Below are 20,309 nucleotides of genomic sequence, written 5' to 3' on the forward strand. Positions count from 1 at the left end.
GGCCCTGTCGCCCGCGAGGCTCTCATGGACGTGGATGGGGGCACCTGTCCTCCCGCCGTCGTCAACGAAATGACCCTGCTCGCGATGGCATCGGCCGCGCCGCTGCTGCTTGAGGCCGGGATCTGGCCCCTGCACCCCTTCGCCGATCCGGACATGATCCGCTTCGGCGAGTGGCCGCCCCGCTCCTGGCCACCCTGCCCGCACAGGTGCGACGCCTACTCGACCAGGGATCTCCCCTCATCGACGCCAAGCTCGTAGACGCCGACGCCCTCACCCAAGCCCTGACGCGCATCGAAGCAGGCGACATCCGCACCACAGACGACCGCCTCGCCGACGTCGTCGCCGCTGACCTCGCCCACCGCGCCGCCCACAACTGAGAGCCTCAACGACGTGTACGTGATGCGCCCCGCCACCGCCCACGACCGCGCCGCCTACGCCGAGCTGATCCGCGCCCGCGCCGCCTGGATGGTGCGCACGGGCAAGGCCGGAGGTGCGGACCTCCTCGAAGAGGATCGGGCCGCACAGATCGCCGCGCAGGCCGGGAACGGCCATACCTCTGTCTGGGCTTTGCTCTCTCCCGAGGCAGACCTCATCGGTTGCACCAGCCTCTACGACCAGACCGCCGAGCCGAGGAGCTCAACCACCTGCCCGTCATCACCGACCCCGCCGGCACCTTCACCTGACTCCCCGGGAGCCGCACGCATGCCCAGCACCGTCACCGAGCATGACGCCGCGTTCAACCGCAAAGCCTGGGACACTCTCGCCACCACCCGCACCGGTCAAGAACCAGTCCTGTACTGGCACTTTCGCGACGCCCCCGGGCCCGGCGTCGAACTCCTAGGACCCCTGGCGGGCGCGACCGTCGCGGAACTGGGGTGCGGCAGCGGCAGCCACCTCGCCCACATCGCCCGGCACGGGGTTGCTCGCGGGATCGGTAACGACGTCTCGCCCGTGCGCCTCCACCAGGCCGTCACTCAGTACGCCACGCACGAACGGCTGGAGTGGTGGCTCGGGGACGCCATCCGCATCACTCCCCACCTACCGCGGTTGGATGCCGCGTTCTCCGTGTTCGGTGGACTCTGGTTCGCCGACCCCCACCAACTCCTGCCCGCCCTCCGCCAACGCCTCAAGCCCAGCGGGCGGCTCGTCTTCTCCTGCATGACCCGAGCCCCCGGCACCCCCGAAGGCCGCCGCCAGATGATCGTCTACACCCCGGCCACCGGCCGCGTCCCCGTTGTGCGATGGATGTACTCGATCCAGGGCTGGCTACGGATCCTGGCCGAACACGGGTACCGCGTAACAGGGCGTCGCGTTCATCGGCGCCCGAGATGGAGCGGCTCTCATGCCTGCACTGGACCAGTTGCCCTTCCTACTCGGTGGGTGCCGTCGGCAGAGAGCCCCAAGAGTGCGCCGTACGCGAGCTGTGCAGGTAGGTCGGCGGCGCCGCTGCCGGATGAATCGGTCGTCATAGCCATTGCGCCGGAGTCGGAGAGCGCACGCACCGGGCCTCTTCGGAGCTTCGCGCGAAAATCCCGCCGCCCCCGCCGCCCCCGGCCCCACGCGGATCACCCCGCCGCGACGGAGAGCAGGTGATTCCCCCATGGCGGCAGGTCCACGTACAGGCCGCTCCCCAGCAGGTCGGCGCCCGAGCGCTCGTAGCGGATGTCGTCGATCAAGCCGGTCAACTCCCATGAACCCGTGCCGAGTTCGGGCCAGTTCAGCGGTATGCGGGCCTGTGCCTGGCGGCCGGAGAGGTTGACCACGGTCAGGAAGCGGCCGGCCGGGCCCGTCGAGCAGGAGGCGATGAGTCCGTCGGCGCTGTCGTTGTCGCTCCAGCCGTGCGCCGCAAGCAACTGCCAGCTGCCGGACCGCATGCCGCTGCCGTGGACGGCGGCGAGGAGCCGCTCGTGGAAGGTGCGGAGCGCCAGGTCCGGGGCCTCGTCGGGACGCCGGTCGAGGAAGACCGGCAGATGCACCCGGCGCCCGGTGAACTGGCCCTCGTGCCACAGGGTCGCGCCGGGCAGGGTGGCGACCAGTACGGCGGCGGCACGTTCCTTGTCGGGTGCGAGGGTGAGGGCGGCACGCGGTTCGTCGTGGTTCTCCAGGAAGCGGACGAGGCGGCGCTGGTAGTCCTCGTCGGCCCCCAGATGGGCGCGGACCGAGGCGGCGCTCTCGTGCAGGATCCGGTCGTAGAGGCGCTTGTCGTAGCAGAAGTCGAACCCCTGCCGCTGGAGGGCCGATTCGAGGTCCCAGTACGCCTCGGCCGCGAAGACCATGCGCGGGTGGGTGCGGTGCACCGCCTCGATGACCTCGGGCCAGAAGTCGGTGTCGGGGACCGGTCCCGCGCGGCTGCCCCAGGTGCGGGTGAAGACGTCGTTCATCAGCAGCATCGCCATGTCGCAGCGGACGCCGTCGCACTGCCGGCCGATCTCGGTGAGGGTGTCGATGGTGGCGCGGCGCAGCTCGGGAGCGAAGGCGTTGAGCTGGACGACGTCGGGCCAGGGCGCGAAGTACGGGTCGCGGCCGCGGGCCAGGACGGCCTTCCCGGTGTCCAGGAAGCCGGCCGGGTCGCGGCGCGCATCCTCGGCGTCGCCTTGTACGAAGTACTCGGGGTGCTCGGTCGCCCAGGGGCTGTCCGGGGCGACGTGGTTGGGCACGTAGTCGAGGAGCAGCCCCACCCCTCGCGCGGCCAGTTCGCTCCGGGCCACGGCAAGGCCCTCAGGACCGCCCAGTGCCTCGTCGACGGTGTAGTTCCGGATGCAGTACGCGGAGCCGGCGATGTCCTGCTCACTGACGCCCGGCAGCGCGCTCTCGAAGGCGGTGCGCAGGGACGGGTCGGCCAGGGCGATGGCGCGCCCCGCCGGGCTGCGCTCCCACACACCCATCAGCCAGACGGCGTCCGTGCCGGGCGGGGTGATCTCGTCCCACAGGTCGGCGGGGACGTCGGCGAGGGTCGCCGTCTTCACGGATTCGCGCAGCCATACACGGGTGTTGACCTCGTACACAACGGGTTGCGCGGGCAGTTCGGGTCGTCCGGTCATCGCCGGTTCCTCTCTCCGGGGCCGGGGCGGAAGCCGCCCGGCCCCCCTGCTACTCGGTCTTCCACAATGCGTTGTCCGGAATGGTCTTGTCGGGCACCCGGACCTGGATGATGGACGGGCTGCCCGCATTCTTCAGAGCGCCCGCCACCGCTTCCTTCAGCTCCCTGTACGTGCCGACCTCCCACCCCTTGCAGCCGAACACCTCGGACAGCCGGCTGTAGTTCCACCGGTGCAGGACGCACGGCTTGTAGAAGGCGGCGTCGGAGTGGAAGACCCCCGCATCGGCGAGCCACTGCTCCACGGCGTACACGCCGTTGTCGATGACGAAGATGATGGGATCGAGGTTGAACCTGGTCTGTGTCGAGAGGCATTGGGCGGTCATCTGGAAGCCGCCGTCGCCCTGGAACACCATCACCCTCTGGTTCGGCTTCTTCGCCAGGCAGATTCCCGTCGCGGCCGGTGCGCTGTAGCCGATCGAGGAGTACGACGACTGGACGATGAAGCTTCCCGCGGCGGGCACGTCGAGCAGCAGGCTCCCGAAGTAGTTCATGCTCGCGTCGGCAGTGATCACGGTGTTCCGGTCGATGTACCGCTGGACGTACTCGTAGAACCCCTGGTACGTGATGATCTCGGAGTCGCTCACGGCGGGCGCGCTGCGGGCGGGGCGCTCCGGGAGTTTCCGGGTCTTGGGAGTGATCTTCTCCGCGAGGATGCCGTCAAGCAGGTGTTCGAGGGCGACGTGGCCGCCGAAGAAGGTGCCGAGCTTGACCGCGTCGAACGAGGCGAAGGCGGTCCTGTCGTAATCCGGTTCCCAGCCGAGGGAGTTGATGTCCGTCAGCCACACGCCGAGGGCGAGGACGAAGTCCGAGGTGGCGGCGAGCTCCAGGACGGTCTCGGACGAGGCCTGGCCGTCGAGCACTCCGGCGAACAGCAGATCGTCCTCGGACAGGACGGCCTTGCTGAGGAGTTCCGTGACGAAGGGGATGTTCAGCTGCTGTATGAGGCGCGATGTCTTGTCCTGCAGCCCGAACCGGTCGACCTCGGGACCCACCCAGACGATCGGGTTCTCGGCGGCTTCGAGCCGGGCGCGGATCCGGTCGACCGACTGCTTCAGGCTGTCCCGGTCCGACAGGGGCCTGGCCGGTTTGAGTGTGCCCCTGGGGGGCTCGCACTCGAGGTCGATCATGTCCTGGAGCAGCTCGATGTAGACCGGTCGGCGTTCGCTGATGCAGGTGGTCAGGGCGTGGTCGATCAGGCCCGGTGCGAGGTCCGGGCTGTCGATGCGGATGCACACGGCCGTGATGTGTTCAAAGCACTGCATGTCCGTTGCGCGGCCGGAGATGAAGTGGTGTGCGCTGAAGCCGGTCTGCTCGAAGACGATGGTCTTCTTGACACTCGGCGTGCCGTTGATGAGTACCAGCGGCACCCTCTCGACATAGGCGCCTGCGACGGCATTGACGGCGCACAGCGCGCCGGCGGAGTAGGTGACGCACAGGGCGCCGATGCCCTTGAGCCGTGCGTAACCGTCCGCCGCATAGCCGGCGTTGACCTCGTTGACCTCCTCGATCAGCTCGACGCCGCTCGGCGCGACGTACCTGTTGAGCCATTCGATGGAGTAGTCGCCCGCGATGGCGAACAGGTGGTCAAGACCCAGCTGGTGGAGCCGGTCTATCAGGTACTGCCCGACGGTGGAGCGCTCTGGCATGGCGTAACTCCTCTGTGATCAGTGGCCAGTACTCGCGTGCTCAGTACTCGCGTGCACCGCCGAACAGCCGGGGCAGGTAGATGTCGAAGATGGCCGGGCACTTGCGCTCCGGATACCGCTGCAGCATGAAGTCCTTGAAGGCGGTGCCGGTGAGGCCGTCGCCGGCGGCCTGCCGGGCGGCCTCCAGGTACTCGACGTTGCGGGCGACCTCGTTCTTGTCGGCGGGCAGGCCGTGGCCCGGCAGGAAGAGCTCGTACTCCGAGACAAGGAGGCCCTGAAGCACCCGGATCCAGCGGCCGAGCTGCGAGGTCAGATACAGATGGGTGCCGCTGTAGAGGAGGTCCTGGGCGAAGTACACGCCCAGCTCCGGAAGTCCGAGGGTGAGGTGGAAGTCGGTCTCGGTGTCCGTCACCCGGTCCAGGACGTAAGCCACCCCGTCGATCGTCTCCTCTCCCGGACTGGCGACCTGCTTGGGGACGACTACGTGCTCCGGGAGGAGGCCGCCGAGCTTCCAGTGGTCGGCAAGGGAGTCCTCCCCGTGTTCATGGATGAAGGTCATGGTCTCGGAGAGGGCATAGACGGTGACGTCACGGAACGCGGCGCCGAGGCCGAGCCAGTGGTCGGGGTGCCGGTGGGAGAGGTAGAGCCGGTCGATCGGTTTGCGCAGGCTGTCCGCGTACGCCCGGAACTGCCGTGCGTACGGGGCGAGGAACTGTCCGTCGATGAGTACGAGGGAGTTCCTGGACTCGATGATGTGCGTCGCGTTCGCGATGTTGCCGTCGCCGAACGAGGAGACGAAGGTGTGCACGCGGACGTCGCCCGCCTGCTTCACGACCATGACGATGGGGTCCGACAGCTGAGCCGGCATCCAGGACCTCCCTGATACGGATACGGGGCGGGGCAGAAGACAGAGACGGGGTTACGCGGCGATCCGCGTGTGCACTTCCTCGAGCGCCGCCCTCGCGACGTCGTACGCGCTGTCCGCGCCCCGCACCGGGTCGTCCTCGCCGGGCCGCCAGAAGCGCCTGCGGGCCATCCGCATGGAGCTGACGAACGGCGGGATCGCGTTGAACACCTCGATCAGATACGGCCCGTGGTACACCGGCTCGATCTGGCTGCGTACGACGTCCCACGGGATCCAGCTGTCTTTCACCGCGCCCCGGTCCGGCGCCGAGATATGGACGTAGTGCAGCCGGTTCTGCCGCACGGCGCGCGCGATGTTGTTCCGGAAGACCGAGGGGCCCTGGCTCTCCATCAGGACCTGCGCGGTGTCGACCGTCACGCCGCCCTGCCGGTGGTCGAGCTTCTCGAGGAAGTCGAGGACCTCCGAGACCATGTTGGGCGGGGGAGTCTCCCAGCTCTTCACGGGCTCGACGGCGAGCTTCACCTCGCGGGCCGCGGCGTACTCGGACAGCTCCTCGAAGACTCCGCGGGCCGCCTGGAAGCGCGGCTTGATCCACTCCTGGAGGGCGTCGCTCCACAGTGGCTCGCCGTCGTCCGTGAGCGGGAAGACGCCGTAGGGGTAGAGGAACGGGCCCGACATGATCGTGTCGCCGCCGCCGCTCAGGGCACGGGTGATGTCGACGCGCGATTTCAGATACGAGAGGGCCTGTGCGCGTTGTTCCGCGTAGGGCGAGGTCGGGTCGAAGGTCCGTGTGGTTCCGACGTTGGTGGTGAACCTGGCCTCCCGCAGGCCCGCCTGGTCGAAGGCCTTGCGCAGGCCGATGTAGCTGTCGAGTTCGAGCTTGTGGTCGACGGTCTCGGGCCGGGCGGCGATGTGTACGTCGAAGCCGGCGTAGCCCATCTCGGTCAGGGCCTTCAGATGGTCGATCAGGGTCTGGGTGTAGCGGGCGTCCTGCGGGCGCAGATCGGCCGTGAACATGAAGAAGCTGAAGTACACGTCACGGTCGAGGCGCGGTGTGAGTCCCCGCGCCAGGGTCACGTCGTTCATCGTTCGTCACCAGCCCAGTACGTCGGCGAGGTAGGAGCGGGCCTTCTTGGCGTACTCGAGCGGGTTCGCCTTGTTGGGGTCCTGCTCGGCCTCCACCACCAGCCAGCCCTCGTACCCGGCGTCGGCCAGTACGCCGAGGATGGGCCGGAAGTCGATCGAGCCGTCGCCGGGCACGGTGAAGACGCCGAGCTCGACGGCCTCCTGGAAGGACAGTCCTTCCTCGCGCACCCGGCTGACGACCTCGGTCCTGATGTCCTTCATGTGGACGTGGCCGATGCGGTCGGCGTGCGCCCTGGCCAGGTCGAGAGGGTCGTCGCCTGCGAAGGCGAGGTGGGCGGTGTCCAGGAGGAGGTGGACCAGGGCGGGGTCCGTGGCGGCCAGGAGCCGGTCGATGTCGGCACGGGTCTGGACGCCGGTGCCCATGTGGTGGTGGTAGCTGAGCCGCATCCCGGCCGAGGTCGCGATCTTGCCGAGCTCGTCAAGGCCCGATGTCAGGGCGTCCCACTGGGCGTTGGTGAACTGCGGACGGTTGGCGAACACGTCGACCGGCAGCAGATGCGACGAGGCGCCGAACTCGGCCACGACCAGCTCGGACCCGCCCAGGGCTTTCAAATGCTCCAGCGTCTCCTCGAAGGCGGCGATCGTCCTGTGCCGCATCTTGGAGATCGTGAAGTACGTACTCGTCCACGGCTCGGAGATCTCCAGGCCGCGCAGGTCGAGGGCGGCCTTCAACTCGGCGGCGTCCGATGGGTACTTGTGGCCGATGCTGCAGCCCTGGAAGCCGGCGAGCGCCATCTCGCTCACCGCCTGTCCGAAGGGGATGCCTGCGTCGATGGTCGGGAAGTCGTCGTTCCACCACAGGGTGCAGCAGACGCCGAGCTTCACTTTGTCCGGACCGAGGCGATCGGTGAGATCCGTCATTTCGTGGCCCCCTTCAGATAGCGGTCCTCGATGCGGGGTGGCTGGGCCCAGGAGCCGTAGCCGGGTGCCTTGGCGCCGGGCGGGTTGGCGCCGATGGCCCGCCAGAGGAGTCCCTCCTGGTAGGAGGCGGCGGTGACCGTGGAGGTCTCGCCCGCCGCACGGGCCCCGTAGCGGTCGGTCCACTCGGGCGGCAGCGCGTACCACGTCCCGGCGAACCAGAGTTTGATCACATTGCGGGCGACCGGGCCGAGCCGGTCGTCGCTGAAGATCCGGTGGCGCAGGGCCCGGTCGAACATGTCACGGTCGAGAGCGGTGCCCTGCTGTCCTCCGGCGTCGCTCCGGGCGGATCGGTGCGCGTCCAGGAGAGCGGCGACGGCCTCGTCACCGCAGGCGGCCCGCACCTTCGCCAGGTATAGGTCGGCCATGCCGGTGCCGAGCAGCGCGGTCTCATCGAAGGCGGTGAGGTCGACCGACAGGGAGAGGAAGTCTTCGAGCGACGGGCCGGTCATGGCGTCACCGCCGGGATCTCGAAGGTGGGTCCCGCGTGCCTGCCGCCGCTGCCCGGCAGCGGGTTGCAGATCAGCCGGTTGAAGCCGTCGCGGAGGCGGAACATGGCACGGACGGCCTCCTCCAACTGCTTGGGCTTCCCGTTGAACGCCTGGGTGAGCAGGGCGAGGAAGCCGCCGTAATCGGCGTTGAACTCCTGTGCCGCGGCGGCGAGTTCAGAGCCCCGCGGGTAGTCGCTGAGCCGGGCGCTCACCTTCACCGGGAACACTTCGTCCCAGTCCACGCTCAGCGGTGCCCCCGACGGCGCGTCGGGCCTGTCGCCCACCTCGTAGTAACGGCCCAGCTGCAGCTGCCGGAACCGGTAGTAGTGGGCCAGCTCCCCGGCCGCGTCATAGATGCCGGTGTCGAGGCCTTCGCCCTGGTCAGCGATGAAGTTCAGTGCCCGGCAGGCCGACTCCAGGTCGGTCACGACGACGACGTCCCCGCCGCCGGAGTAGAAGTGCTCGGAGTTCACCTGGCGTGCCGGGTCTCCGCAGAAGAGCTTCCCCGGCTCGGCGGCCGCCACCTTCTCGAGCCCTTCGATGATCTCCGCGTAGAACTCGCCGATGCTGTAGAAGCGCATCTTCTCGGCGGTCGGGCTGGAGACGAGCTGAGGCCCCCCGCTGTCGGGCAGCGCGAGCAGCCGATCGGCGTCGGGCGCCCGGCGCGGCCGCTCGATCATGCAGAACGTCTCCACCGCCTCCGGCGACAGCGGCCGCAGGTCGACGGTGAAGTCCTCCTCCCCGTCCGGGAGATAGGCCGGATAGGACGGTACGAAGCCGGGGCGGGTCAGATCGGGCTGCCCGCCGACGGCGTTCAGGACGTTGGCGACCAGCGTCAGGTGCAGCATCTCCTCCACCGCGACCACGCGGATGATGTGGGCGGCGTCCGAGTTGGTGGTGGACTTGATGGAGTAGTACGCGGTCAGGTACGGCGGGATCGTCGCGTGCTCCAGCGCCATCGCCGCGTGCAGATACGCGATCAGCTCGTCACGGTTGTCAATGGTCGACGCGGTCACCGGGCCACCTCCTCCTGGGATCGGCGTGGGGCGGCGACGTTGATCGCACCGTTTTCGGAGTCGAGCTGCGTCAGCATGGCGCGGGCGCTGCGCAGGCACAGGGCGGCGACGGTGAGCGTCACGTTGGACGTGCCCACGGTGGGCATGCTGCCCCCGCCGACCAGGTACAGGTTCTTGTGGTCCCAGGACCGCTGGTCCGCGTCGACCACCGATGCCGCCGGGTCGGAGCCCATCACATGGGTGCCCGCCAGGTGGTTTCCGCCTCGGATCTCGTAACCCTCACCGTCGTGGACGGCGTAGCCCCAGAAGGCGGGGTCGTAGGCGGTGTGGTCCTCGGCGCCGAGCCGGGCGAAGATCCGCTTCGACAGCTGCCGGGCGTACGCCACTCCGCGCATCGTGTACTCGGGGATGTCGTAGGTGAGGATCGGCCGCATGTTGCCCAACTGGTCGGTGTAGGCGGGGTCCACGGTGATGCGGTTGCTGGGATTCGCCGGGACCTCGACCATGAACGCCAGCTGCAGTTGACGCGAGACCCGGTCCACCAGGCCCTGGCGCAGCGACTCGCCGTAGCGGCCGCCGGAGTCCACCAGGTCGACCAGGTCACTCATCGGCGCGCCGCGGGCCCAGCCCCAGCCGTCGTTGTGGATGTCGACGCTGAACGCGGCCTGGCGGCGGCGGAACCGGCCGCCGCGCAGATCGGTGATGCCACCGGTGCAGACGGTGCCGCGGAAGGTGCCGGCCACCTCGGGCAACAGGGCCCACGCGAGCAGGTAGGCGTGGTCCATGAAGTTGCGCCCCATCAGGCCGCTGGAACCGCGCAGCCCGGAGGCCAGCATCAGCCGGGGGTTCTCCACCGCGTTGGCGGCCAGGACGAACAGCCGTCCGCGCGCCTTCAGGGTGGTGAAACCGGGGCGGTCGAGGGAGTCGTAGCGGCGGTATTCGATCTCGGTGACCCGGCCGGTCCGCTCGTCGATGTGCACCTTGTGGGCCACGGCCTGGGCGACCAGGTCGACCCGGCCGGTCCGCAGAGCGATGGCGAGGGTCTTGCCTGCGTTGTACTTGGCCTGCACCGGGCAGATGGGCACGCAGTTGTTGTTGCCCTGGCAGCGCTCCCCGACCTCGACCTGGTAGGTGCTGACCGCCCCCTGCGGTACGTAGCCCTTCCCGCCGTCGTAGTCCGGGTTGGGTATCCCGTTACGTCCCTGGGGGAACGGCCGGACACGCAACTCCCGCTGCTCCCCGTCGAGTTCGACCGGCATTCCGTCGACGTCCTTGGCGACCGCCTCGTCCAGGTACGACAGCGGCAGTCCCTTCATGGGGAACACGTAGTCCTTGTCGAAGGTCATCCCGAGGTACGCCTGGTCCGCCACGTCGGCGGAGACGCCGATCTCGCGTTCCGCCTCGTTGTAGTACGGGGCGAGGTCGTCGTATCCGAGCGGCCAGTCCCTCCCCTCGCCGTGCAGCGTGTGCATCCGAAAGTCCTCCGGGAGCATCCGCAGCGTCTTGCCCTCCCAGTGCATGGTGGTGCCGCCGAGGACCCTCGTGTACGTGGTGTCGGTGGCGAAGGGTCCGCTCTGCACGATGTACGAGGAGGCGTCGGGCGTGCCGGGGACGATGCGGCGCGCGTCGGTGCCGCGCGGCATCGGGGCGTTGGCGACGGCCGGGTAGGGGGACTGGTTGTCCTTGTTCGTGGTCGAGTAGAAGCGGTCGAGGTACTTCTCGTACGACCGCAGGGTGAGGTCCTCGGCCGGGCCCGCTTCGAGCAGCAGCACCCTCTTGCCGGCTTCGCTCAGGCGGGAGGCGATGAGGACGCCGGAGATCCCGCCGCCCACGACGACGGCGTCGTAGAGGACCTCGGCCGTCGCCGCGGGGTCGGTGCTGTGCGTCGCCCCGATGGGGAATTTCTCGTACATGGGGCTGTCACACCGCCTCGGCGCGAGCGCGCATGGCGGACAGGTACGCGGCATAGCTCCACGTCAGGTTGCGCACGCTGCGCTCGTAGCCGGTGGCGCTGTCGAACTGCTCGGAGAGCTCCAGGTGGTCGCTGTGGTAGATGACGGCCTGCACCATGTCGTCACCGGTGGACACCAGGGACTCGGCGGCTGCCTGCGGAGTCGTCGACGCGTCGATGTGCGACTGGGCGAAGAAGGGCGCGGACAGCTCGTCCAGCGGGATCGTCCCGGCCGACTTGATCTCCGCGGCCAGCTTGTAGTGCAGTTCGGCGACGTTGCACGTGGACAGGGCCCAGGGGTGGCCGACGAAGTTGGCGTCCGAGGTGTCACCGTCGTAGGTGTCGCCCGGATAGCGGCCGAACAGCGGCCCGATACCGTGCTGTTCGCGGTCCGTCCGGTTGACCGGGTAGAAGGCGGCGCCGCCCTCCTCCCACTGCGCGCGCAGCTGGGCCGCCGTGGCGAGGAGCTTGGTGTCGGTGAACGACACCGCGCCGTAGAGGGCCGCCTGGACGATGTCGATGTTCGGGTCGTAACCGTTGCCGATCGGGTGTTGCGGCGACGGCTGGGCCCCGCCGCCGGGGTCGGCCATCATGCTCACGTACTTGGCGCCGTCCCAGTGGCCCGCGAGGGCCTCGCGCAGCCACTTCATGGCGGGCTTCAGCCCCGTCGGCTTGTTGATGCCGACGATCTTCGTGGCCTGGATCTCCTCGAAGCAGCGAAGCTGGGCGGCGCGGGCGAAGAAGGTGAACCCCTCGTGCTCCTCCCACAGGTTGGTGGTGACCTGCTTGTACACGTCGAGGAGGAAGGCCGTGTTTGAGTTCACCAGGTCGACCGCCCGCTTCTGGGTGCCGATGTCGAGCTGGTCGTAGGCGGCCAGGATGGTGATGGACTGCAGGGCGGGGCCGTCGTTCTGCTCGGTCCACGGGCGCGATTCGCCGTCGAGGCGGAAGCAGGCGTGGCCCTTGGTCGGCCGGGCGTTGGTGTGGCACAGGTCGGCGAACTGCACGTAGTCGTTGAGCGTGTCCACCGTCCCGTCCGGGCCGACGGGCATGCCGGCCCTGGCCACCTCCATGGCCGTGAGGGCCCCGTCGCGCACCCAGTTGAAGACGTAGTCCTGGTCGATGCCGGGGGTCTGGTGCGGGAACGACGGTGCGGCGATGACACAGCCCGGCTTCGAGTCGCGGGAGAAGTCGCCCGGAGCGGTCGGATCGCGGAAGGTGAAGCCGTTACTCGCGATGTTCCGGAGCATGAAGGTCAGCATGATCGGCACGAGCGTCTGCGGGTCGACCGCTCCCGGCGCGAGAGAAGTCTGGACGCTCTCCCGCGGCTGTACAGCTTCGGCCGGCCGGTTCGTACGGGATCGCATGTCGGGCGTGACGGCGGATTCGGACATGACTCAACTCCTGTTGTCTTTCCGTTTTCTTTCCGTTGCCTTTTGAGCGGATCCGGGCAGCGGTCGGCGCGCGCCGGTCAGGCGGAGTGGAATTCTTGGAACAGGGCGTGTCCGTGCACTGTTTCGGTGAAGGGTGCGGGTCGGTGGCAGGCCAGTCGAACCCACATTCGCATCCGCATTAACGAGGAATGCGCGACTCTGCCCCCTTCCTCCGCGCATCCGGAAAGCGTGCGGCATAAATACTCTCCATCCCCATGGGCAGCTCAGAGCTGATTTCGGACGGCTCGAAATGGGCTGAGCGTGAGATGGTCATTCCGCTTCGCGGTACTTCGCTGATGGCGCCCCCCGCCTTTCTTAACGCAAGCTACAGCCAGCGGGAAGGTGTCGCAATAGAGAATCTGTATGTTGTGTACGGGGTTGGGGTTACCGAATGTGACTCGGCATTGCCCAACAATTCCCTGTGGGTGCCCGATAATCGGCCGCTCTATGCGACCTGCGTGTATTCGTGGATCACTCCACCGAATAGATCACGGCGGATGAAGCGCTTCGGGGCTCGACTGACCACCGCACGACCACGGCCACCTGAACATCCGGCGAACGTCCGCTGAACACGCCGCCTCCCGCTCCTGAACCGTAGGGATTGGAGTCGTCCTGGTTTCAACTGCCGTGTCCACGTTGTGAGTTACTTCCCAGTCAGCGTGTCTCCGTGCGCCCGCACCGGCTAGTTTCTGATCACGCGCCGCCACACCCCGCACACACTGTGCGGTCGGGACTAGCGCCGCGTCTGAAGGATGCCGCCGTCTTGACGACGACACAGACAGAGACCTTCACGGTCCGCCCCTACTCGCCGAACTGCAAGGTCATTCACGATGCCGGAGACCACGCGGTGATCGGCATCTCGCCGGGCAACTCGTACTTCACCCACCAGCGGGTGATCGATCTCGCCGAGTGGGGTCTCACGCACTTCGATCAGGTTGATCTGATCTATACCGACCTGCACGTAGTCGACACCTACCTCGCCCAGGGATACTCCCCGGACTCCGCGCAACGAAAGATGATCAAGAATCTTCGCGGTGTCCGCGCCAAGGTCAATGCGGCCGTCGAGACGCTCGACGCCGGCGACCGCCTGCGTGGCCGTCCTATGTCGGCTCTCCTGCCCAGTGACGACTATCGGCGGATCCGCCGGAACCTCGACGATTTGCTGACGATCGATGCGGAGTTCCGCGAAGCGTGCGATGCGCTGATCGGCACGTTCCTGACGTCGAAAGTCCTCAACGGGGCCGAGCCGACCCCGGAGCAGCGCAAAGCGTGCCTCGACTACGTGTGCGCAGAGATTCCCCTGTTCCTCGACACGCCCGCGATCATGCGGGTTCCCTCGAGCCTGAACGTCTACCACCAGGCCTTGCCGTTGGCCGACCTGCTGTACTCCCGCGGCTGCGGCCTGCGGGCATCCCGCAATCAGGGTCACGCAATCGTGCGGGCCATCGACACCATCGAAGGACCGGCCGCGTGACTACTGCCCCGCCCGACATGATCGATTTCCCGTTCTCCGCGAACGGCCTTCATCTGCCCGAACAGATCGCCCTCTTGCGCTCCACGCCGGTCTGCAAGGTCCGTACGATCGCAGGAGACGAAGCGTGGCTCGTGTCCTCCTACGCCCTGTGCAAGGAAGTCCTGGAGGACGAGCGCTATAGCCTCGCCGCGACCTCCGCACCGGGTGTGCCCCGTCAGTACGCCCTGACGATTCCCCCGCACGTCGTGAACAACATGAGCAACATGACCGGCGCGGGCCTGCGCAAAGCCGTCATGAAAGCGATCAACCCCAAGTCTCCGCACCTGCGGACTTGGATGCGCGAACACGCTGCGGTCCTCGTCGACGATCTCCTGGACTACGGGCCACCCGTAGATCTGCGGGACCGGTTCGCCCGCCTGTACGCGGAGAACCTGCATGCCCGGATCCTGGGAATATCGCAAGCCGACGCCGCGATGCTCAGCTCGTCTCTCGACATCGCGTTCATGAACTCCGCGACGTGCCCTATCGGTGCACGGCTCAACTGGGAACGTGACATCGCGTATGTGACGGGCCTGCTGGATGATCCGGAGACGACCGGACTCCTGGGCGCACTCGCCGAGTTGCGCGGCGATCCCGCCTACAGTCATCTCACGGACGAGATGCTTGCCACGGTCGGTGTGACGCTGCTGGGGGCCGGTGTCGTCTCGACCATGGGGGCGTTGTCCATGGTTATTGTGACGCTCCTTCAGAACCCGGAGCTGTGGCAAGAGCTGTGCCGGCGGCCGGAGAAGATTCCCGCCGCCGTGGACGAGCTGCTCCGTGTGAATCTGAGTATCGCGGATGGCCTTCCTCGTCTTGCGACCGCGGATATGCGCTTGGGCGGTGTGGACATCAAGGAAGGCGAGTTGGTGCTTGTCCTGGTGGAAGCGGCGAACAGTGACCCGGCCATGTTCCCCGACCCGCACACCATCGACTTGGGCCGCCCGAACGCGTCCGCGCACCTGTCGTTCGGAAGGGGAGGCCACTACTGCCCGGCGGTACCGCTGGGCAAGGAGTTCATCGCGGTCGCCCTGGATGCCTTGGCTGCCCGCATGCCCGGCCTGCGTCTGGCGGTGCCGGTAGACCAACTGGTGTGGCGCACGGGCTACATGAAGCGTCTGCCCGAACGCCTGCCGGTCGCCTGGTAGGAGCACGAACAACGGCCGCTCCTCCGCTCACGCAGGGGAGCGGCCGTTTCAACTCTCCGGCCCGCTACCGATCGTCGTCGTCGCCCGACCGGGTACACCTGGCCTTGATGTCCTCCCCTCCCCGGAGGGCGGCAAGAGGGTGACCCGCATCAAGTCCTGTGCCTCACCGACGCCACCGCAGCCTGCGAAGCACGCCGCGCGGCCTGCCCGGCGCCCCCGCCCCTGCGCCGTAGGGTGCTGGTATGGATCGAGTTGTGCTTAGCCGGGCTGTCGACGAGGAGTTCACCGTCACCAGCGCGGACTCCCCGTCCTGGGTCGATCCGCATCCCGATGGCCTTGTGCGGGACGAGGAGTACTCGCGGTGCCTCGACCCCGGGAAGTACCGAATCCTCGCTGCTCGCGCGGACGCCTGGGCGCGGGTGCTGACCCGGCTCGGGCTGGCCGAGGCGGAGACGGTTGCCGATCCGGCGGCGATCTGGCTGCGGGAACCCGGCGTGACACTGAGCGGCGCCGTCTGGCTGCGCCCGGTGCGCACTGGCGCCGTCCCTCTCGTCTTCGGGTTCTCTGCCATCGACGAGGTCCCCAGGACAGTCCTTGTGCTGGGGGCGGGTGAGCCTGCTGTGGAACTGGAGAGAATTCCGGACTGTGGCTGCGATGCCTGTGACGACGGCTCCGCGCATCTGCTCGAGGTGGTCGACGACGTCATTGTCGCCGTGGTCACGGGCACGTTCGTGTACGTCGATGCCGGGCAGGGCCGGGAGATCGTCGACACGGGGGACAGCTGGTCGGCGAGCAACTGGGGTACCGCGCTGCCACCGGTCGAGGAGGTGCTCGCCACGGCGCGGGCCGGGCGCTCTCCGTACCGCGTCGTGCGCGGGTCGGCCTGGCGGTAACAGCTCGTGCACGGACAGGGCAGGGGATCAGCACGGGTACGGCGCGTGTGGGTTGAGGAGGGCGGGCGGGGCCTCATGGAGGGGCGGCAGAGGAGGTGTTCGTGCTTCCTCTCGGCGAACTCAGGCGCGCTTATTGGCCCGCGTTGCGCTCCTGATTCCGCAGGTAGGCGTCATGCACAGCAGGGGCGATCAGCCCAGCGCCGAAAGCGATCGGGCCGCCTAGTTGATGCTCCGCTGGGCTGTCGGTGTCGGAGGCGACAGCCGTCCAACTTGGCGCCATCGCAAGCCTGTTGCTTGAGCGGCGAGGGGGGACCTGGGAAGGCGCCCATGAGCTCAACCGCGCCTGGCCGGTGAACCGCTGATGGGCCCGCACGGCCGAGTCCAGTGACGTTCCGAAAAACTTTCGAAAAGCTCATTGAGTTGATACTCCGTCATGCTGGCTGAATCTCTCCCCTCATCGTCAAATCGTCCTTCGTGCAGTCGGGTTGAGCCTGTGATCAGGTTCGATAGCGTGCATCAGAAGGTCGTCGTGAGTCTAAAGTTTCGCTCTCTATGCCGAAACAGTTGACAGTGCTCAGGCCCGCCATCAATCTATCGACGTCGACACGCACCTCAATGGCTGCGCAGCCTCTCGCAGGCCCCACCAGGAGGAAGCATGAACATGAGCGACCGGCCCCCCGCACCCCCCATGAGCCGCCGCACCTTCATCGGCACAGCCGGTGCCCTGGCGCTCGGCGCCTCTGCTCTGACACTGCCGGGTACCGCGTACGCGGACACGACCATCACGACCAACCAGACCGGCACCAACAACGGTTACTACTACTCGTTTTGGACCGACGCCCCCGGTACGGTGTCCATGACTCTGGCCTCCGGTGGCAGCTACAGGACCTCATGGCGCAACACCGGTAACTTCGTGGCCGGCAAGGGCTGGGCCAACGGCTCCCGGAGGACCGTGAACTACGCGGGCACCTTCACCCCGTCCGGCAACGCCTATCTGGCGCTCTACGGTTGGACGTCGAACCCTCTCGTCGAGTACTACATCGTCGACAACTGGGGCACCTACCGGCCCACCGGCACGTACAAGGGATCCGTCACCAGTGACGGCGGCACCTATGACATCTACAAGACGACGCGGTACAACGCCCCTTCCGTCGAGGGCACGCGCACCTTCGACCAGTACTGGAGCGTTCGGCAGTCGAAGCGCACGGGCGGAAGCGTCACCACCGGGAATCACTTCGACGCCTGGAGTCGAGCCGGGATGCCCATGGGCAGCTTCAAGTACTACATGATCATGGCGACCGAGGGCTATCAGAGCAGCGGTAGCTCCAACATCACGGTGTACTGAGCGAGTTGGGCAGCTGCTCTTGGTGATGGTTGCGGCGGTTGCACCGCGAGCCTGCCCCTTGGCCCGGCAGCGCGTGACCGCCGCAATCTCCAGATGCCGCAACAGGCCCACCCGCGTCGGCGTCACCATCCAGCGCAAGAGCAACAGCAACAGGACCCGACCCATGGTCACTGCGCCGTCAGTTGACTGTCTCGCCCGCCCAGGCTGGAGGACCCCCGCATGAGAATGCGCCCACATCGCTCGTCGCGTTCCCTGATAGCCGGGCTGGCCGTCGTCATGACGGCCGGCGCGTGCACCCTCACCGTCAATACCGCTGCCTCGGTGCAGGCTGCTGCCTGCACCGGTTACGTCGGGCTCACCTTCGACGACGGCCCGTCCAGCGGCACATCGGCCCTGCTCGACGTGCTCAAGCGGAACGGGTTGCGGGCCACGATGTTCAACCAGGGGCAGTACGCCGCCGGCCAGCCGTCCCAGGTCCGCGCGCAGGTCGCCGCCGGTATGTGGGTCGGCAACCACAGTTACACCCACCCTCACCTGACCCAGCTCAGCCAGTCACAGATCGACTTGGAGATCTCCCGCACCCAGCAGGCCATTGCCAATGGCGGAGGGGGCGTACCCCGGCTGTTCCGTCCGCCGTACGGTGAGACCAACGCGACGGTGAAATCCATCGCGGCCAAGTACGGCCTGACCCAGGTTATCTGGGACGTCGACTCGCAGGACTGGAACGGCGCCAGTGCCGATGCGATCGTGCAGGCCGCCACACGCCTCACCAATGGCCAGGTCATCCTCATGCACGACTGGCCCGCCAACACACGCGCCGCGATTCCGCGCATCGCGCAGGGGCTTGCGGCTCGTGGCCTGTGTGCCGGCATGATCTCCCCGCAGACCGGCCGCGCAGTGGCTCCGGCCTGAACGTTCCCGCTCTGACCGAAGCAGTTCCCTCCCGTGGTCACACCCGCCTTGGACCCGGGCAGGTCTGAGCGGCGTCAGTCGCAGTCGGCGATGAAGTCGGCTATCGCGGCAGCGACGGCTTCGGGCTGCTCATCGGGGATGAAGTGCCCGGCGCCGGGCACGATGACTCCGGTGGTGTTGTCGGCCCATGGACTGATGGAGGCCGCCATGTCCGGGATGGAGCCGTGGCTGCTGGACATTCCGAGGATGGGCACGGTCAGGTGCCGCCGGTTGAGCGCTTCGTGGTTCTTGTGCGCCGACTCGGCGGCGTCTCGGTAGTAGGCGAGGGAGGCTCGGAGGCCGCCGTCTGCGGCGAGGGCCGCTGCGTAGTGGTCGAGGTCGGCGTCGTCGAATGTGCCGGGAGCGAGGGCCTTCACCTTCAGGAACCAGCCGACGTACTCCCGTTCGCGGCCGGCGAGCAGGGTCTCGGGCAGGTCGGGCACGAGGTGGAACGCGAAATGCCAGGTCTTCCACGCCCGGGCCGGGTCGGTGGGAATCGTTTCCGGGAGGGTGATGCCGGGGATTCCGGCGTCGAGCAGGGCGACCCCGCGCAGTTGGCTTTCGTAGTTGAGGGCGAGGGAGAAGGCGACCCAGGCGCCGATGTCGTGGGCGGCCAGCCAGTAGGCCGGCACTCCGAGAGCGTTGACGGCGGCGTGGACGTGGGCGGCGACCGTGTGGGTGTCGTAGCTGAGCTCCGGGCGCTCGGAGTGGCCCTGGCCCGGCAGGTCGATCGCGATGACGCGGAACCGGTCGGCGAGGCTGGGCATGACCTTGCGCCAGGCCCGCCAGGTTTGCGGGAACCCGGCGAGCAGGACGACAGCCGGGCCGGCCGGCTGGCCGCCTTCGACGGCATGAAGGCGGATGCCGTCTGCATCGACCCAGCGGTGGGTGAATCCGGCCAGGTCGTGCAGGGGCAGGTCGCGGACGGGGTTATTTTCGGAGACGGTCATGGGGTCCTCCATCGGTGTTGGGGTGTCCTGGTCCGGCGGGTTCGCCCGAGGGCCACGCCCGCGGGGGCCATGCAGATGACGAGGGCGGCCGGCGGTGCGATGACCTGAGCCGGCAGTGCGCTGATGAACGGGTCAGAGACGAGAAGAAGCTGTTCCTCAGGTGCCCGCCGGTGTGCTCGCCGCGCTGTGTCACTGGGCGGGGGAAGCCTGGCCATGATCATGTTCGAAGGCTAGCACGTCTTGAACTGGCCAGTTCAAGATAGAATGACGGGCTGCATCCTGAACACCGACGCACCGACGCACCGACACACCAGCAAGGAAGTACCACGTGGCAGGCAAGAAGCAGTTCGACATGGACACGGCACTCGACGCCGCGATGATCCAGTTCTGGCGCGCCGGCTACGCCGACACCTCAGTCGACGACTTGTCCCGGGCAACCGGCCTGAACCGCAGCTCGATCTACTCCTCGCTCGGTGACAAGGACACGCTGTTCCTGCGCTGCCTGGATCGCTACGCCGCGCGCTACGGGGACAAGTACGACACCGCCCTGTCGTGCGCACCCTCCGAGCCCCTTGCAGCGGTCCGCGCGTTCTTCGACGTCACCCTGGAGCGCATCGCCGATCCCGAACTGCCCGATGGATGCCTGATTGCCCAGTCGGCCATGGTGATTCCGGTGCTGAGCCCGGCCGTCGCGGCGTACGCCAGGCAGGCGCTCGGCTTCCAGCGCCTGCGCCTGCGCGCCGCGCTGAAGGCCGGCCGAATGACCGACCAGGACGCCGAGGCCTTCGCTGTACACGTGGCGGCCGTGAACCAGTCTCTCGCCATCATGAGCAGAGCCGGGGCGAGCCCGGCGCAGCTCCTGGCCGTAGTGGACGTGACCGTTGGCGCGCTCTCGCAGGCGTTGCGAGCGCGCAACTAGGCCGCTTTTGCGCGGCCGGACGGC

Annotated in this window: 18 protein-coding genes; 8 read left to right on the forward strand and 10 right to left on the reverse strand. The window is 67.7% G+C overall.

Annotation, left to right across the window (positions count from 1 at the left end):
- The first annotated feature begins 170 nt into the window (after positions 1–170).
- Both ACGFX9_RS30395 and ACGFX9_RS30400 read left to right on the forward strand, forming a co-directional pair.
- Positions 171–377: a hypothetical protein gene (locus ACGFX9_RS30395; protein WP_393479661.1), complete on the forward strand. Its 207-nt coding sequence runs from the start codon at positions 171–173 to the stop codon at positions 375–377.
- Positions 378–399: 22 nt separating this feature from the next.
- Positions 400–1,593 carry a class I SAM-dependent methyltransferase gene (locus ACGFX9_RS30400; RefSeq protein ID WP_393480405.1) on the forward strand — a complete coding sequence of 398 codons (1,194 nt, stop codon included), beginning with the start codon at positions 400–402 and terminating at the stop codon, positions 1,591–1,593.
- Here the strand turns inward: ACGFX9_RS30400 and ACGFX9_RS30405 are convergent.
- From ACGFX9_RS30405 to ACGFX9_RS30445, 9 genes are read right to left on the reverse strand one after another with little or no spacing between them, the layout of a single operon-like run.
- Complete coding sequence (locus ACGFX9_RS30405; protein WP_393479664.1) at positions 1,566–3,041, reverse strand: alpha-amylase family glycosyl hydrolase; 1,476 nt, start codon at positions 3,039–3,041, stop codon at positions 1,566–1,568. The two genes, ACGFX9_RS30400 and ACGFX9_RS30405, sit on opposite strands and share 28 nt — an antisense overlap.
- Before the next feature lie 49 nt (positions 3,042–3,090).
- Complete coding sequence (locus tag ACGFX9_RS30410; RefSeq protein ID WP_393479667.1) at positions 3,091–4,746, reverse strand: alpha-keto acid decarboxylase family protein; 1,656 nt, start codon at positions 4,744–4,746, stop codon at positions 3,091–3,093.
- A 40-nt stretch (positions 4,747–4,786) separates the two neighbouring features.
- A complete protein-coding gene (locus tag ACGFX9_RS30415; protein ID WP_393479670.1) occupies positions 4,787–5,614 on the reverse strand; it encodes an MBL fold metallo-hydrolase in 828 nt (275 codons plus the stop codon).
- A 51-nt stretch (positions 5,615–5,665) separates the two neighbouring features.
- Positions 5,666–6,697, reverse strand: coding sequence for a sugar phosphate isomerase/epimerase family protein (locus ACGFX9_RS30420; RefSeq protein WP_393479674.1), 1,032 nt, complete (start codon positions 6,695–6,697; stop codon positions 5,666–5,668).
- 6 nt (positions 6,698–6,703) lie between these two features.
- Complete coding sequence (gene iolE / locus ACGFX9_RS30425) at positions 6,704–7,618, reverse strand: myo-inosose-2 dehydratase (RefSeq protein ID WP_393479679.1); 915 nt, start codon at positions 7,616–7,618, stop codon at positions 6,704–6,706.
- Complete coding sequence (locus ACGFX9_RS30430) at positions 7,615–8,127, reverse strand: hypothetical protein (RefSeq protein WP_393479683.1); 513 nt, start codon at positions 8,125–8,127, stop codon at positions 7,615–7,617. Before ACGFX9_RS30430 ends, iolE begins: the two co-directional genes overlap by 4 nt.
- Positions 8,124–9,182, reverse strand: a complete 1,059-nt coding sequence (locus ACGFX9_RS30435) for a ferritin-like protein (protein WP_393479685.1) — start codon at positions 9,180–9,182, stop codon at positions 8,124–8,126. The genes ACGFX9_RS30430 and ACGFX9_RS30435 overlap by 4 nt, the downstream gene beginning before the upstream one ends.
- The gene (locus tag ACGFX9_RS30440) at positions 9,179–11,095 is read right to left on the reverse strand and encodes a GMC family oxidoreductase (RefSeq protein WP_393479688.1); all 1,917 of its coding nucleotides are present in this window, start codon (positions 11,093–11,095) and stop codon (positions 9,179–9,181) included. Before ACGFX9_RS30440 ends, ACGFX9_RS30435 begins: the two co-directional genes overlap by 4 nt.
- A 7-nt stretch (positions 11,096–11,102) precedes the next feature.
- Positions 11,103–12,527, reverse strand: a complete 1,425-nt coding sequence (locus ACGFX9_RS30445) for a glycoside hydrolase family 15 protein (protein ID WP_393479692.1) — start codon at positions 12,525–12,527, stop codon at positions 11,103–11,105.
- Positions 12,528–13,329: 802 nt separating this feature from the next.
- Between ACGFX9_RS30445 and ACGFX9_RS30450 the strand changes: the two genes are divergently transcribed.
- From ACGFX9_RS30450 to ACGFX9_RS30470, 5 genes are all read left to right on the forward strand, one after another.
- Positions 13,330–14,040: a tRNA-dependent cyclodipeptide synthase gene (locus ACGFX9_RS30450; RefSeq protein WP_393479694.1), complete on the forward strand. Its 711-nt coding sequence runs from the start codon at positions 13,330–13,332 to the stop codon at positions 14,038–14,040.
- Positions 14,037–15,227 carry a cytochrome P450 gene (locus tag ACGFX9_RS30455; protein ID WP_393479697.1) on the forward strand — a complete coding sequence of 397 codons (1,191 nt, stop codon included), beginning with the start codon at positions 14,037–14,039 and terminating at the stop codon, positions 15,225–15,227. The genes ACGFX9_RS30450 and ACGFX9_RS30455 overlap by 4 nt, the downstream gene beginning before the upstream one ends.
- Positions 15,228–15,469: 242 nt before the next feature.
- Positions 15,470–16,120, forward strand: coding sequence for a DUF6226 family protein (locus ACGFX9_RS30460; RefSeq protein ID WP_393479701.1), 651 nt, complete (start codon positions 15,470–15,472; stop codon positions 16,118–16,120).
- A gap of 661 nt (positions 16,121–16,781) precedes the next feature.
- Positions 16,782–17,465, forward strand: coding sequence for a glycoside hydrolase family 11 protein (locus tag ACGFX9_RS30465; protein WP_393479706.1), 684 nt, complete (start codon positions 16,782–16,784; stop codon positions 17,463–17,465).
- A 225-nt stretch (positions 17,466–17,690) separates the two neighbouring features.
- Positions 17,691–18,377: a polysaccharide deacetylase family protein gene (locus tag ACGFX9_RS30470; protein WP_393480410.1), complete on the forward strand. Its 687-nt coding sequence runs from the start codon at positions 17,691–17,693 to the stop codon at positions 18,375–18,377.
- 74 nt (positions 18,378–18,451) lie between these two features.
- Here ACGFX9_RS30470 and ACGFX9_RS30475 read toward each other — a convergent pair whose 3' ends face one another.
- Positions 18,452–19,378 carry an alpha/beta fold hydrolase gene (locus ACGFX9_RS30475; protein ID WP_393479709.1) on the reverse strand — a complete coding sequence of 309 codons (927 nt, stop codon included), beginning with the start codon at positions 19,376–19,378 and terminating at the stop codon, positions 18,452–18,454.
- A gap of 316 nt (positions 19,379–19,694) precedes the next feature.
- Here ACGFX9_RS30475 and ACGFX9_RS30480 point away from each other — a divergent pair, with 316 nt between their 5' ends.
- Entirely contained in the window at positions 19,695–20,285 is a 591-nt protein-coding gene (locus tag ACGFX9_RS30480) for a TetR/AcrR family transcriptional regulator (RefSeq protein ID WP_393479713.1), read from the forward strand.
- Positions 20,286–20,309 lie beyond the last annotated feature (24 nt).

Source organism: Streptomyces sp. NPDC048436 (genome assembly GCF_043200355.1).
GTDB lineage: Bacteria > Actinomycetota > Actinomycetes > Streptomycetales > Streptomycetaceae > Streptomyces.

Bases quoted from the DNA above. Each gene is read 5' to 3' on its own strand.
- ACGFX9_RS30405 (WP_393479664.1), bottom strand. From the start codon at position 3,041: ATGACCGGACGACCCGAACTGCCCGCGCAACCCGTTGTGTACGAGGTC.
- ACGFX9_RS30465 (WP_393479706.1), top strand. From the start codon at position 16,782: ATGAGCGACCGGCCCCCCGCACCCCCCATGAGCCGCCGCACCTTCATC.
- ACGFX9_RS30445 (WP_393479692.1), bottom strand. From the start codon at position 12,527: ATGTCCGAATCCGCCGTCACGCCCGACATGCGATCCCGTACGAACCGG.
- ACGFX9_RS30400 (WP_393480405.1), top strand. From the start codon at position 400: ATGCGCCCCGCCACCGCCCACGACCGCGCCGCCTACGCCGAGCTGATC.
- ACGFX9_RS30415 (WP_393479670.1), bottom strand. From the start codon at position 5,614: ATGCCGGCTCAGCTGTCGGACCCCATCGTCATGGTCGTGAAGCAGGCG.
- ACGFX9_RS30440 (WP_393479688.1), bottom strand. From the start codon at position 11,095: ATGTACGAGAAATTCCCCATCGGGGCGACGCACAGCACCGACCCCGCG.
- ACGFX9_RS30430 (WP_393479683.1), bottom strand. From the start codon at position 8,127: ATGACCGGCCCGTCGCTCGAAGACTTCCTCTCCCTGTCGGTCGACCTC.
- ACGFX9_RS30420 (WP_393479674.1), bottom strand. From the start codon at position 6,697: ATGAACGACGTGACCCTGGCGCGGGGACTCACACCGCGCCTCGACCGT.
- ACGFX9_RS30470 (WP_393480410.1), top strand. From the start codon at position 17,691: ATGCGCCCACATCGCTCGTCGCGTTCCCTGATAGCCGGGCTGGCCGTC.
- iolE (WP_393479679.1), bottom strand. From the start codon at position 7,618: ATGACGGATCTCACCGATCGCCTCGGTCCGGACAAAGTGAAGCTCGGC.
- ACGFX9_RS30460 (WP_393479701.1), top strand. From the start codon at position 15,470: ATGGATCGAGTTGTGCTTAGCCGGGCTGTCGACGAGGAGTTCACCGTC.
- ACGFX9_RS30410 (WP_393479667.1), bottom strand. From the start codon at position 4,746: ATGCCAGAGCGCTCCACCGTCGGGCAGTACCTGATAGACCGGCTCCAC.
- ACGFX9_RS30475 (WP_393479709.1), bottom strand. From the start codon at position 19,378: ATGGAGGACCCCATGACCGTCTCCGAAAATAACCCCGTCCGCGACCTG.